General features: G+C 67.8%; 8 protein-coding genes and 2 tRNA genes. 3 read left to right on the top strand and 7 right to left on the bottom strand.

Annotated elements, in window-relative coordinates; all coding sequences use genetic code 11:
- Window positions 1-114: 114 nt before the first annotated feature.
- Window positions 115-1,578, top strand: a complete 1,464-nt coding sequence (locus E5206_RS08155) for a deoxyribodipyrimidine photo-lyase (RefSeq protein WP_136322046.1) — start codon at window positions 115-117, stop codon at window positions 1,576-1,578.
- A 54-nt stretch (window positions 1,579-1,632) separates the two neighbouring features.
- Here the strand turns inward: E5206_RS08155 and E5206_RS08150 are convergent.
- The 4 genes from E5206_RS08150 to E5206_RS08135 all read right to left on the bottom strand — a co-directional run bounded on the left by E5206_RS08150 (window position 1,633) and on the right by E5206_RS08135 (window position 6,190).
- Window positions 1,633-1,709: transfer RNA gene (locus tag E5206_RS08150), tRNA-Met, on the bottom strand.
- A gap of 132 nt (window positions 1,710-1,841) precedes the next feature.
- Window positions 1,842-1,915: transfer RNA gene (locus E5206_RS08145), tRNA-Met, on the bottom strand.
- A 61-nt stretch (window positions 1,916-1,976) separates the two neighbouring features.
- The gene (locus E5206_RS08140) at window positions 1,977-4,955 is read right to left on the bottom strand and encodes a UPF0182 family protein (RefSeq protein WP_136322045.1); all 2,979 of its coding nucleotides are present in this window, start codon (window positions 4,953-4,955) and stop codon (window positions 1,977-1,979) included.
- 206 nt (window positions 4,956-5,161) lie between these two features.
- Complete coding sequence (locus tag E5206_RS08135) at window positions 5,162-6,190, bottom strand: S16 family serine protease (protein ID WP_136324032.1); 1,029 nt, start codon at window positions 6,188-6,190, stop codon at window positions 5,162-5,164.
- Window positions 6,191-6,557: 367 nt separating this feature from the next.
- On the opposite strand from E5206_RS08135, the gene E5206_RS08130 reads away from it, so the two are divergent.
- Window positions 6,558-7,991, top strand: coding sequence for a zinc-dependent metalloprotease (locus E5206_RS08130; protein ID WP_136322044.1), 1,434 nt, complete (start codon window positions 6,558-6,560; stop codon window positions 7,989-7,991).
- Between the two features lie 17 nt (window positions 7,992-8,008).
- On the opposite strand, the gene E5206_RS08125 is transcribed toward E5206_RS08130, so the two are convergent.
- The 3 genes from E5206_RS08125 to nudC form a co-directional block, all read right to left on the bottom strand.
- Window positions 8,009-8,704 (bottom strand): YgjP-like metallopeptidase domain-containing protein, encoded by a 696-nt coding sequence (locus tag E5206_RS08125; protein ID WP_136322043.1) that lies wholly within the window; start codon window positions 8,702-8,704, stop codon window positions 8,009-8,011.
- The gene (locus E5206_RS08120; protein ID WP_136324031.1) at window positions 8,704-10,794 is read right to left on the bottom strand and encodes an ATP-dependent DNA helicase UvrD2; all 2,091 of its coding nucleotides are present in this window, start codon (window positions 10,792-10,794) and stop codon (window positions 8,704-8,706) included. Before E5206_RS08120 ends, E5206_RS08125 begins: the two co-directional genes overlap by 1 nt.
- A 233-nt stretch (window positions 10,795-11,027) precedes the next feature.
- The gene (gene nudC, locus E5206_RS08115; protein ID WP_240690047.1) at window positions 11,028-12,029 is read right to left on the bottom strand and encodes an NAD(+) diphosphatase; all 1,002 of its coding nucleotides are present in this window, start codon (window positions 12,027-12,029) and stop codon (window positions 11,028-11,030) included.
- 198 nt (window positions 12,030-12,227) lie between these two features.
- Between nudC and E5206_RS08110 the strand changes: the two genes are divergently transcribed.
- Window positions 12,228-13,523 (top strand): macrolide 2'-phosphotransferase, encoded by a 1,296-nt coding sequence (locus E5206_RS08110; RefSeq protein ID WP_136322041.1) that lies wholly within the window; start codon window positions 12,228-12,230, stop codon window positions 13,521-13,523.

The raw sequence follows: 13,523 nt of genomic DNA, 5'->3' as shown, positions 1-13,523 counted from the left end.
CAAGCCCCAAGCCCCAGCGGGCTCCCGCCGTCCGAAGTGGCCGGGTCCCGAGGGACCCGGCCACTTCTGTGTGACGCCATGCCGTGCCTGCGGCCTTGCGTGTACCGTGGATCCATGTCTTCGGGATCCACCTCTTCGACCCTCGTCTGGCTCCGCGATGACCTCCGGCTGGATGACAATCCGGCGCTGGCTGAGGCAGCGCAGCTGGGAAACCCGCTGACCGTTGTCTATGTGCTCGATGAAGCTTCGCCAGGTGTCCGGCCCCTCGGCAACGCCGCGAGGTGGTGGCTCCACCATTCCCTGACGCAACTCGCCGCCGGGCTGGAAGCCGCCGGCTCGCGGCTGCTGCTGCGCCGCGGTCCGGCCGCCGGGATCATCCAGGACATCGCCACCGAAACGGCCGCCACGGCCCTGCTCTGGAACCGCCGCTATGGGGAACCCGAACGCGGCATCGATGCTGGCGTCAAGGACTGGGCGGCGGAGCACGGCCTCAGGGCAGCGAGCTTCCAGGCCAACCTGCTGTTCGAGCCCTGGACGGTGCGGACCGGGGCCGGCAGCCCGTACAAGGTCTTCACGCCCTTCTGGAGGGCATGCCTGAACGGAACCGAGCCCCACCTTCCCCTGGAGGCGCCGCAACGGCTGCCCGGGGCCGCACGCGACGCCGCCGGGGATCTCCCGGACAGCGAGCCCCTCACAAGCTGGGACCTGCTCCCCCGCCGGCCGGACTGGAGCGCCGGACTCACCAGGACCTGGATGCCGGGCGAAGCCGGTGCCCACAGCCGGCTCGAGGACTTCCTGGCCGGCCCGGCAGCGGAGTACGGCACCGGCCGGGACATCCCGGGCGTCGAGGGGACCAGCCGCCTCTCGCCGCACCTGCGTTTCGGCGAAATCAGCCCGTTCCGGGTCTGGCATGAGCTCCGGGCGCGGTTTCCCCGGCAGGCTCCCGCCGACGTCGGGATCTTCCGTGCCGAACTCGGCTGGCGGGAATTCTGCTGGCAGCTGCTGTATGAGAACCCGGAGCTGGCCACCCGGAACTACCGGCCCGAATTCGACCGGTTCGGCTGGCAGGCGCCGTCGGAGGCAGAGCTGGATGCCTGGCAGCAGGGCCGCACGGGCTATCCGCTGGTCGACGCCGGCATGCGCCAGCTCTGGCAGACCGGCTGGATGCACAACCGTGTCCGGATGGCGGCCGCGTCCTTCCTGGTGAAGAACCTGCTGGCCGACTGGCGGCTCGGCGAGGCCTGGTTCTGGGACACCCTGGTGGATGCCGACGCAGCCAGCAACCCGGCCAACTGGCAGTGGGTGGCGGGCTCCGGAGCCGATGCCTCCCCGTATTTCCGCATCTTCAATCCCGTCACCCAGAGCAGGAAGTTCGACGCCGACGGCCGGTACCTTCGCCAGTACGTCCCCGAGCTCTCCGCACTGGATGGGAAGGCGATCCATGAGCCGTGGACGGCCGGCGGCCGGGCTCCGGACTACCCGGAACCGATAGTCCGGCTTCCGGAGTCCCGCGCCCGGGCGCTCGAGACCTACCAGCGCCTCCGGGACCGCCTGACGCCCCCGCCATCCGGCAACTGACCCGGACAACAGGAAAGGCCCGGATCAATGGATCCGGGCCTTTCCTTCATTCCCTGGTTGCGGGGACAGGATTTGAACCTGTGACCTCTGGGTTATGAGCCCAGCGAGCTACCGAACTGCTCCACCCCGCGTCGCATGATCAATCCTACCCTAGTTTGGGCGCCGCCCTGACCACCCGCAGTTTGGGGTGCGCTGAGGGCCAACGCACGGTTAAAGCAGAAGGCCCGGAACACTGTTTCCAGTGTTCCGGGCCTCCCCTCCAGTTGCGGGGACAGGATTTGAACCTGTGACCTCTGGGTTATGAGCCCAGCGAGCTACCGAACTGCTCCACCCCGCGTCGCAAAATCAACTCTACCTGTCGGTGAACTTCAGGCCAAATCGAGGCGACGTGATGTGTCTTACTTGCTGGGGGTCGCTGACGGCGTGGCGGTGGCCGACGGCGTCGGAGCCACCACCGTCCCGAGCTTGCCCTCGGCGTCGACCGCCTTCTGCAGCGCTGCGGCGAGCTTTTTCTGCTGGTCGCCGTAGCCGGCAAAGTCGCCCTTGGCGAGGGCATCCTGGCCCGCCTTGATGGCAGCGTTCGCTTCGTCCAGGGCGGCCTTCAGGTCGGCCTTGGCGTCCACGGTGCCCGTTCCCGGTGTGGCGCCGGGCGTGGCCGGGGTCTGCCCCTTGTTGGCCGAGTCACCGGCCGCCGCGCCGGAGTTTCCACCGAACAGCTGGTTGAGGGCCTCGTCCAGGGTGGGTGCAAACCCGATCTTGTCGCCGAATGCCACCAGTACGCGCTGCAGGGTAGGGTACGACGTCTCACCCGTGGACTTCAGGTAGACCGGCTGCACGTACAACATGCCGCCGCCGACCGGCAGCGTCAGCAGGTTTCCGTTGAGTACGGCCGAGGCGCCCTGGCGCAGCAGGTTCAGGGCCTGGGACACGGTGGGATCCGAGTTGAACTTGTTCTGGGCCTGACCCGGACCTGGCACCTGGGTTTCGGGCGGAATCTGCAGGAGCCTGAGCTGGCCGTAGCTGTCCGCCTTCACCCCCTTCTGGTTGCCGGCGTCCGAATCCGCGGCGAGGAAGCCATACATGACGTTCCGGGCGGCGCCATTGACCACCTGGGGAATGAAGGAGGACGTCAGCTGGAACGCCGGCTTTGCCTGGTCCGGCATCTGCAAGGACATGTAGAACGGCGGCTGCTTGACCTCATCCTTGACGGTGGGATCGTTCGGCACGGACCAGGCGTCGATGTTGGTGTAGAAGCTGTCCGCCTGGGTGACGTGGTAGCGGCCCAGGAGCTCGCGCTGGACCTTGAACAGGTCCTCCGGGTAGCGCACGTGGCTCATGAGATCGCCGGACATTTCCGAGAAGGGCTTCAGCGACGTCGGGAAGACGCTCTGCCAGGCCTTGAGCACCGGATCCTGGTCATCCCAGGCATACAGGGTTACGGAGCCGTCGTAGGCATCCACGGTGGCCTTGACCGAGTTGCGGATGTAGTTGACCGAGCTGTTCGGCAACGCTGCCGTCCGGCCCGACGTCGTCTGTGAGTCGGCAGTGGCTGCCGAGAGCTGCTCCTGCTGCGAGTACGGGAAGTACGGACTGGTGGTGTAGCCATCCACGATCCACTTCACCCGCCCGTCGACCACGGCCGGGTAGGCGCTGCCGTCGACGGTCAGGTACGGCGCGACCTTTTCCACGCGGTCCCGGGGATTGCGGTCATAGAGGATCTGGGAATCGGCGTTGACACCGTCCGAGAGCAGCAGGTCCGAGGACTGGAACTTGATCGAGTACAGGACCTTGTTGAAGAAACTGCCCACGTTCGGGCCGCCGTTTCCGGTGAAGGTGTACTGCGTGTCACCGCCGCCTTCCGAGGTAGCGGGCCGGTCCTGCTCGCGGTGCGGGGCACCGTCAGGAGCCCCCACGATGGAGTAATCGGGCGAGTCCTGGCCGAAATAGATGCGGGGCTGGTAGGTCTGGTCAGTGCCCAGGACGCCGGTGGACGGGATGCCGGACTGCAGGAAGTCCGGCTTGCCGTCGACAGTGAACTTATTGCCCTTGGCGGCGACGACACCGTAGCCGTGGGTATAGACGACATGGCGGTTCAGCCACGACTGCTGGTTGGTGCTGAGCCCGTCAGGGTTGAGTTCACGGACCGCGATGACGGTGTCCTGGATCTTCCCGTCCACCATGTAACGGTCCACGTTGAGCGCGCTCGGGAACTGGTAGTAGGGCCGGTACTGCTGGATCTGGGAGAAAGCATCGGAGATCAAGTTGGGGTCCAGCAGTCGGATGTTGGCCGTCGTCTGCGCATCAGGGGCCAGTGCGCCGGTCGTGGCGGTAGTGGTGGCGTTGTAGACCTTCTCTTGGATCTTATCCAGGCCATACGCCGCACGGGTCATGCTGATGTTCCGCTCGATGTAGGTCTTCTCCAAGGTCTGCTCCGACGGACGGACCTGGAACTGCTGGATAACCCAGGGATAGACCCCGCCGGCCAGGATCGAGGTGATCACGAGCATGGCCGTACCGATGACGGGCAGCCGCCATTTGCCGATCACGGCGGCGACGATGAAGAGCACGGCCACGAGGGCCGCGGCCACGGCCAGGATGGACTTCGTGGGGATCACGGCATTGACATCCGTGTACAGCGCGCCGGCCCAGCGGCCGCCACTGTTCTGCACCGAGGAGTAGCGGTCCAGCCAGAAATTGACGCCGAGCAGAAGCAGGAACGCCGCCCCCGTGACGGCCAGGTGGATCTGGGCGGCACGGCTCGTGAAGATGCCCCGCTCCATGATCCGGATGCTGCCATAGAGGTAGTGCGTGAGGATGCCCGCGATTCCAGCCACGATCGCGACGCTGATCAGGAAGCCAGTGACGAAGCCGAGGAAGGGCAATGTCATCAGGTAGAAGCTGATGTCCAGGCCGAACAGCGGATCGTTCTGGCCGAAGGGCTGCTGGTGCAGGAACAGCAGTACCTTTTGCCACTGGCTGGCCGCGGCGCTGCCGGCAAAGAGGCCGAACAGGATGGGCAGGCCGGTCATGACCACGCGGCGCACGGGTTCGAGCTGGATCTGGTACCGGCTCAGGTTGTCCCGGATGTCCGAATCCGGGGCGTAGACCGGGCGCGCGTGGTAGGCAACCCGGATGGCGAAGAACACCGCGGTGAACATGATGGCGAAGCCGGCCACGAAGATGGCGATGCGCGACAGGTTTTCGGTCAGGAACACTTCGAAGAAGCCGAGCTGCTGGTACCAGAGCACGTCCGTCCAGACGTTGGCGAAGAAGATGAAGCCAACCACAATCAGGGCGACGACAATCAACGTCGGCGTCAGGGCCCCTCGTCGTGGCTGGGGTCTTCCGGGCGGGACAGGGCTGGCGGGACGGGACAAACTCGGTACCTCATAGCTGGTCGTCGAATACTGGTCTTTAGCCGAACACTGGTCTTAGTGGTCAGACAGGGCGTTGATTCAGTGCAGGTGATGCCGTTTCGATGCATTGTAGCGACTGCCGGCGCCGCCCCGCCCGGAGGATCCCGGCAGGGCAACGGCCGTCACAAGTGCCACGAGTGGCGGAGGAGCTTAGTTCCGCGGTCAGTCTAGTTGCTGGTGCAGACAGGAAGCCCGGATGTGTCGGCACCTGACGCGGCCAGTTCGACGGCCTTGCGCGCCTCGGCCAGGCTCTCGACCCTGACCACCTGGAGGCCGTCGGGGATGTGGCCCACCACGTCAGCGCAATTGGCGGCCGGAGCCAGGAACAAGGTGGCTCCGCCAGCCCTCGCGCCACGCATCTTCTGGGCGATCCCGCCGATGGGCCCCACGGCGCCGTCGGGGGTGATGGTCCCGGTTCCGGCGATGTGCTTGCCTCCGGTCAGGTCCCCGGGAGTCAAGGTGTCGATGATCCCAAGGGCGAACATCATCCCCGCACTGGGGCCGCCGACCTTGTCCAGGGAAATCTTCACATCGAAGGGGAACGTGAACTTGTACTGCAGGATCACGCCCAGGATGTAGCGGCCGGCAGATGTCCTGGCCGGGGTGATGGTTGCCGGCACCCTGCTGCCGCCGCGTTCCACGACGACCGTGACCGGCGTGCCGTTGCCCGCGGCCAGTTCGGATTGGACGACGCCGAGGTCCGTGATCGGCTTGTCATTGATCGAGACCAGGACGTCCCCGGCCCGGAGCTTGCCGTTGGAGGCCGAATCTTCCGGAAGGCTTGCGATCTCCATTTTCTGCTCGAACGGGATCTTGAGGTCCTTCAGGGCCGCGGCGACGGCATTCTCCTGCGAGGTTTCCATCGCGACTGCGCTCTCCTGCTGGGACTGCTCCTTCGTCACCCCCTTCGGAAAGATCATTTCTTCCGGGTAGACGGCCTTGTTCCCGTCGAGCCAGGCCGAGAAGGCCTCGAAGATGCTGACCGGTCCGTTGGGTCCGCCATCGACATAGACCGTGGTGAGGTCCAGGTCGCCCTTCGCGGGGTAGGTCTCGTGCCCGGTGACGGTGATGACCGGCTTGCCCTTGTCGTCGCCGAGCGTGTTGAACGTCGGACCGGGCGATTCGACCACGTAGGGAACGGGAAGGCTCACGGCGGTGATCCCGAGTGCCACGGCCAGCAGGCCGGAGACCAGCATGGCGGAGGACCTCCTGTCCCGCTTCTTCGGCCCCCAGGCTCCCGGGAACAGTGCCCTGCGGCCCCGCGCCCGGCGTGCCGACGGCTCTCCGGAAGGCTGCTCGCCGTGGGTGTCGCCCTGGGTAATCGTCAATGAAGGACCTCTCCGTGCCTGCGCGGGCGGGCCCTGGGACCCTTGGACAGCGCGCTCCGGCCACCGCCCGAACCTGGGCGGTGGCCTGCAAACATTCCAGCTTCCAACACTACGCGTTCGGAGGCCCCGACGGCTCTTTGCCTACAGCGAACGTGGCACCCTTTCGGCAGACAGCCCCCGTGCCGCGGGGTACCGTGAAAGTTGAGAAACAGCCACACCGACGATCGGCGGGATCATGACCTCCAACCCACTCAATCCGTCCAATGGTGACGAGGAACCCAAGGATCCTCTGGCGGAAATGCTGAAGAACCTCATGGGCGGCCAGGGCCTGGGCGGCATCGATCCCGCTGAGCTCGCCAAGGCCGCGGGGCTTCCCGATGATCCGAACCTGCTGGCCCAGATGTTCTCCCAGGTCCAGGCGATGATGAGCTCCTCCTCCGAGGGGCCGGTCAACTGGCAACTGGCGCATGAAAATGCCCGGCGGGTGGCCGCGTCCGGCTCCGATCCGTCCGTCACCGCCCAGCAGTCACGCGACGTCGATCAGGCCCTCCGCCTCGCCGAACTCTGGCTCGACCAGGTCACCGGGTTGCCGGCCACCGGCCTGATCGGCCGGGCCTGGTCCCGCGCCGAGTGGGTCGAGGAAACCCTCGGCACGTGGAAGCGGCTGACCGAGCCGGTTGCGAACAGCATCGCCAATGCGCTCTCCACCGCCATGACCGAGCAGATGCCCGAGGAAATGAAGGCGATGATGGGCGGCGCCTCCTCGATGCTGCAGAACATGGGCGGTGCCATCTTCGGCATGCAGCTGGGACAGGCCATCGGCGCCCTCTCGGCCGAGGTTGTCAGCTCCACAGACATCGGTGTGCCCCTGGCCGACCTGGAGATGGCGCTGCTGCCCGCCAATGTCGCGAAGTTCGGCGAAGGCCTCAGCCTCCCTGAAGGCGACATACGGCTGTTCCTCGCGGTCCGCGAGGCGGCCCACGCCCGGCTTTTTGTCCAGGTTCCGTGGCTGCGCGGGCACCTGCTCGGAGCCATCGAAGCCTACGCCCGCGGGATCCACATCGACACCTCGAAGATCGAGGAACTCGCCCGGGACCTTGATCCGAGCAACCCCGAAGGCATCCAGGCGGCCTTGTCCCAGGGCGTCTTTATGCCGCAGCGCACCCCCGCGCAAGACCAGGCCCTCGAAAAGCTGGAAACCGCCCTCGCCCTGGTGGAGGGCTGGGTCGACGAACTCACCGCCGCCGCCACGGAAAACCTGCTGCCTTCCGCCGCTGCCTTGCGTGAGACGGTCCGCCGCCGCCGGGCCACCGGAGGCCCGGCCGAACACGCATTTTCCTCCCTCGTGGGACTCGAACTGCGTCCCCGCCGCCTCCGGGAGGCCGCCACGCTCTGGGCTTCGCTCAAGGAAGAACGCGGCATCGAAGGCCGTGACGCCATCTGGCAGCATCCGGATCTGCTCCCCACCGCCGAGGACCTGGACGATCCGAAGGGGTTCAGCGAACGCCGGAAGCTGGCCGAGGCCAGCGACACCGAGGTGGACGACGCCCTTGCGAAACTGCTGAACGGCGGCTTCGATGAGCCGGCCACACCGGAAGACGAGGGCAACGACGGAAAAGGCGGCACCGGGGAACCTCGCCCGGGCGAAGGCGATACGCCCACGGCCTAGTACGCGAGGCCCGAGGCTCAGAAGAGCTGGCCGGCCCCGGCCGGGACTTCGGTTCCGTCCGGGGCTTTGTTATGTCCGGGTCCGTCCGCGTCAGCCGGTGCGAGCCCGCGGGAGGTGGCGAAGGAGACACCCTCCAGGAAGGCCTTGGCACGCTGCGTTTCCGGATAGGCCTCCAGCAGCCGCCAGAACGCGGCGTTGTGGCCGGCCACCAGCAGATGAGCCAGTTCGTGGAGCATTACGTAGTCAATGACCCACTGCGGCATGGGCTGGAGCTTGTCGGAGAGCCGGATGGTTCCGTCCGACGGCGTCGCCGAACCCCAGCGGGAATTCTGGTTGCCCACCCAGCGGACCGAGGACGGCACGGCGCGGCCGCCAAGGTATTTTTCGGAAAGCTCCGCGGCGCGGTCCGCCAGGGCGGCATCGTTGCGGGGACGGCGGGGGCCGGAGCCGCGGGTCCCCCGCTCCCCCTGCAGCCGCAGCTTCTCCAGCATCCGGTGAACCCAATCGCGTTCCTGGGCCCGGCTGAAGGAGGCCGGAATGGCGACCACCGCCGTGCCGTTCTCCCAAAACGCGGCGACCGTCCGGCGGCGGCGGGCCGAGCGGCGGACCTCGACCGGGGCCCCGTCGGCGGTTCTGCGCGGGACGGGTGCCGGCGTAGCCCCTGAAACTGCCGGAACGGCCTTTGCGGCCCGGGCCTTCGCTGCGGCCGGCATCAGAGGGAGGTGCTTTCCACGAGCACGGCCAGCACCGCTTCGCCGTATTTCTCCAGCTTCGAGGGGCCCACCCCGGCGAGCTTGGCCAGCTGCTCGAGCGAGGTCGGCATGGCCTCGGCAATTGCGGTCAGGGTGGCGTCGGTGAAGACGACGAAGGCGGGGACGTCCGCCGCGAGCGCCACCTCTTTGCGCCATTGCCTGAGCGCGTCAAACGTTTGTTCCTCGTAGCTCGGCGGGCACTGGCCGCAGCGTCCCACCTTGCGTTCGGCGCCGGAGGTGAGCATGGTCCCGCAGACACGGCACGACGCCGGAACGGCCGCCTTGCGGCGCGGCGCCGCGCCCTTGCCGCGGAGCGAGGAACTGGCGACCGAGTCCGGCCGCAGCCCGTCCAGGAAGCGCGAGGGCTTGCGGTTGGCCCGGCCGCCCGGTGTACGGGCGGTGGACCAGGACAGGAACAGGTGTTCCCTGGCGCGGGTGATCCCGACGTACAGCAGCCGGCGTTCCTCGTCCACGGATTCGGGCGAGTCGGCGAAGGAAATCGGCATCAGGCCTTCGCTGAGCCCGACCAGGAACACGGCATCCCATTCCAGCCCCTTCGCGGCGTGCAGCGAGGCGAGGGTCACGCCCTGCACGGTCGGCGCGTGCTGGGCCAGGGACCGCTCCTGGAGCTCGGTGACGAAGTCGGCGAGGGTGAATTGCGCTCCCCGGCTGATCACCAGCTCGTCGGCCAGGGCCACGAGCGCCGCGAGGGACTCCCAGCGTTCGCGCAGGGCACCGCCGCTGTGCGGTGCGGCATCCGTGTACCCCAGCGACGAGACGATGTCCCGGACCAGCTGGCCAAGCGGCTCGGGCGCGGAGCTCTCCGCAACCGCACGGGTGGCGGCCCTGAGCTGCAGGATCGCGTCACGGACTTCCTTACGGGCAAAGAAACGCTCGCCGCCGCGCAACTGGTAGCCGATGCCCGCCGCGGCCAGGGCCTGTTCGTAGGCTTCGGACTGGCCGTTGGTGCGGAACAGCACGGCGATCTGGCTCGCCGGGGTGCCGGCGTCGATGAGCCCACGGACCTTAGCGGCCACCGTGGCGGCCTCCGCCTCGTCGTCGGAGCATTCGGTGAACTGCGGCACCGGCCCGGCCGGCCGCTGCGCCACGAGCTGCAGCGGGGTGGCCCAGGCGGCATCCGCGACGGGACCGCCGCTGCGCCGTCCGGCGAGCAGTTCGTTGGCCAGCTTCACCACCTGCGGGGTGGAACGGTAGTCGCGGATCAGCTTCACCACGTTGGCCTGGGGATACAGCGCCTTGAAGCCGAGCAAGTGCTTCGGTGACGCGCCCGTGAACGAGTAGATGGTCTGGCTCGCGTCGCCGACCACGCAGAGGTCATCGCGGCCGCCGAGCCACAGTTCGAGCAGCCGTTGCTGGAGCGGCGAAACGTCCTGGTACTCATCCACGACGAAGTGCCGGTACTGCTCGCGGACGGTGGCGGCCACCTTCGGGTCCTCCTGCAGGATGCCCACGGTGATCAGCAGCACATCCTCGAAGTCGATGACGTTGCGGTCTGTCTTGACGTCCTCGTAGGACTGGAACACCCGCGCCACGGCGGTCAGGTCGAAGCCACCCGGATTGCCGCGGCCCTGGGCATTTTCCAGGTAGTTCGCCGGCGTCAGCATGGACACCTTGGCCCATTCGATTTCGGAGGCGAGGTCGCGGATGGAGGCCCGGTCGGTGCTGAGCCTGAGCCGGCGCGCCGCCTCGGCAATCATTTGCGCCTTGTGGTCCAGCAAATTCGGCAGGACCCCGCCGACGGCCTGCGGCCAGAAGAACTGCAACTGCCGCAGGGCCGCGGCGTGGAAGGTGCGGGCCTGGACATGCCCGACGCCCAGGTCCCGGAGCCTGCTGCGCATTTCCGCGGCTGCCCGTGCGGTGAACGTGACGGCCAGGAGCCGCTGCGGGCTGTACACCCCCGAGTGCACACCGTAGGCGATCCGGTGAGTGATGGCCCGGGTCTTGCCGGTCCCGGCACCCGCCAGCACGCACATCGGCCCGTGCAGGGTGCTGGCAACCTCCCGCTGTTCGGCGTCGAGGCTGCCGAGGATCCGCTCCTCAAGGGAGCGGGTGTCCGCGGCCGCGCCGCCGCCGGATGCACCCCCGCCGTCGGACGGGCTGCCGGGAAATGCGCTGAAGTTCAGGTTCTCTGTGGTCACTTTTATTGCTCAGTCGCTCTTTATTGCTCAGTCGATCAGGGTGTCCGGTGAATGGTGCGCCGCGTGCAGCCGTCGCTGCACGCGGGTTTACTGGGTGCAGCCGGCCCGGGCTGCCGGTGGGGACGTCATTCGGTCTCCGGGCGGTCCCGGATGACCCCGCCATACCAGTGCTCGATGAGGGCGCGGGCGATGGACAGCCTGCTGGAGATGACGATTTCCCCGCTGAGCACCGCTTCCTGCAGCTCACCCCGGCTGAACCAGCGGGCCCGCGTGACCTCGACGCCGTCGGGTGTGGCTTCCGTGTCCGCCGTCGTGGCGGTGAATCCGAGCATGAGGGAGGCCGGAAAAGGCCATGACTGGGAGCCCAGGTACTGGGCGGCGGTGACCCGGACCCCGACCTCCTCGCCGATCTCGCGGACCACCGCCTGTTCGAGTGTTTCCCCCGGTTCGACGAAGCCTGCCAGGGTCGAATAGTTCTTCGCGTCGAGGGGACCGCCGCCGCCCAGCAGCAGCCGGCCGTCCGGGCCCACCACGGTGACGATGATGGCCGGATCCGTGCGGGGGTAGTGTTCGGAGCCGTCGGCCGGGCACCGGCGGACCCAGCCCCCGGCTTCCGGCTGCGTGGCGGTGCCGCAGCGCGGGCAGTGCGTGTGGCTGGCATGCCAGTTGGCGATGGCGCTGGCTTCGATGAACAGCGCGGTGTCCGTGGGGTTCAACCGGGCGGCGACGTCGCGGAAGCCGGCCCACTGCGCACCATCCGGGATACCGGCCACATGTGGTTCGAACTCCTCGGCGCGGACCTCAAACTGCTCCGGAAGGATAAAGAGGACCAGCCGGGTGCCTTCGTCCAGCCCGGTACCGTCCAGCGCTGCGCCAAGGTAGATCAGGTGTTCGGGCGCGTACGCGGTATCCCGGAGCCGCGCCGCGAGCTCCGCCGCGTCCAGCAGGACGAGGCCGTTGCCGCTGACGAGGGCCTGCCGGCCGGAGAGCACCACGGCACGCGCCGCGCCGGGGCGGAGGAGCTCCTCAAGCATCCCGGGCTTCATCCGGGCGGCGGATCCGCGGTCTATGAGCGCCGGGCGCACGGGAAGAACGGTCTCCATCAGGTGGTTCGCCGGCACGCTCATGTATCCACCGTACTGACTCGGGCTGACAATTGACATTTTCCGCGGCGGCTTGCGGTCGCGGCAACACGTGGACGGGATGCAGTACGCGTGGTGGCACCGGTGCGGCCGGAGCGGAATGCCCTGCGCTATTTATTCCCGATCTGGAGACTCGCCGTGGTGCATCGCCGTCTTGGGCGCCGCTCAATCTACCGTGGAACCGTGAGAAGAAAACCAATCGAACTGGCAGCGATAGCAACCGCGGCGGTCCCCGGCCTGACCCCGACCGCCGTTAGCTCTGCGCCCGACGATCCGGCGGACTTCGATTCGGCCCTTCTCCTGGATTCCGAAGGCAAACACTGGCGTGTCCGGTCCCCACGGCACGCCGAAGCCAGCGCCCGGCTCGAGACGGAATTCCTGGTGCTGCGCGCCTTCGTTCCCGGCATCCGGGCGGAGCTGCCCTTCCTGATGCCCACGGTGGCCGGAACCGTCCGGCAGGGCGCCCTGAGCACCTTCGTCTACTCCCATCTCGCCGGAGCCACCCGCTCCATCGAAGAACTGAGCAACGGATCCGCGGCCCTGGCCTGCGAAATCGGCGCGGCCCTGGCCGCCATCCATGACCTCCCGCATTCCCTCGTCAGCAACGCCGACCTGCCGAGCTACACCCCCAACGAGTTCCGGCAGCGCCGGCTGAACGAACTGGACCAGGCCGCGACGACCGGCAAGATCCCGCCGCTGCTGCTGCGCCGCTGGGAACACGCGATGGAGGATGTCTCGCTGTGGCGGTTCAACCCGTGCGTGGTCCACGGCGACCTCCATGAAGACAACCTCCTGGTCGACGGCGACCGCGTGACCGCCGTGACCGGCTGGACCGACCTCCGCATCGGGGACCCTGCCGATGACATGGCCTGGCTGGTCGCCTCGAATGAACAGGCCTTCGTGGACGCGGTGCTGGCACAGTACACCGCCAGCCGGCGCGACGCGCCCGACGCCCACCTGTTGCGGCGCGCGGCGCTGTCCGCCGAATTCGCGCTGGCGCAGTACCTGGTCAAGGGCCTCGCCGCCGGAAACCAGGACATGATCCGCGAGGCAGAGTCCATGCTCAACGTGCTGGCAGAGGATGTCGCCGAACACGGCGGGCAGCCGATCAGCGTCGAACCGCTGCCCCAGCCGGCCGCGCCCGCCGTTCCGGGCAACCCGCAGGATACCGACGGGGCCGGTATGCCGGCCACTCCCGCGGTCAGCAAGGTGACCTTGCTCCCGCCGGATCCGGTTCCCGGACCGGACGCGGTGTCCGGACCCGGCGCGGTTCCCGCCGCCACGTCGAGGCCTGCCGTGGACGTGACGCCCATCCCGCAGGAGGCGGAGAACGACGGCACCAGCGGGGACGGCACCGGGGACGCGACTGTCAACGCCCCGGAGGACGACTCAACCCAGTCCATCGCCGTGGTCGAGCCCGCCGTGGTCGACGGCACGCCGACCACCAGCATCGCCGTGGTCGAAGCGAAGTCGCCCTAG

The sequence above is a fragment of the Arthrobacter sp. PAMC25564 genome (assembly GCF_004798705.1).
Lineage (GTDB): Bacteria > Actinomycetota > Actinomycetes > Actinomycetales > Micrococcaceae > Arthrobacter.
Note: the sequence above shows the minus strand (reverse complement) of the source record. Positions and strands in the feature narration are given on the sequence as shown.

What these genes read in the sequence shown, in the direction of transcription:
- E5206_RS08125 (WP_136322043.1), bottom strand. Translation starts at nt 8,704, where the DNA reads ATGCCGGCCGCAGCGAAGGCCCGGGCCGCAAAGGCCGTTCCGGCAGTT.
- E5206_RS08130 (WP_136322044.1), top strand. Translation starts at nt 6,558, where the DNA reads ATGACCTCCAACCCACTCAATCCGTCCAATGGTGACGAGGAACCCAAG.
- nudC (WP_240690047.1), bottom strand. Translation starts at nt 12,029, where the DNA reads ATGAGCGTGCCGGCGAACCACCTGATGGAGACCGTTCTTCCCGTGCGC.
- E5206_RS08155 (WP_136322046.1), top strand. Translation starts at nt 115, where the DNA reads ATGTCTTCGGGATCCACCTCTTCGACCCTCGTCTGGCTCCGCGATGAC.
- E5206_RS08135 (WP_136324032.1), bottom strand. Translation starts at nt 6,190, where the DNA reads ATGCTGGTCTCCGGCCTGCTGGCCGTGGCACTCGGGATCACCGCCGTG.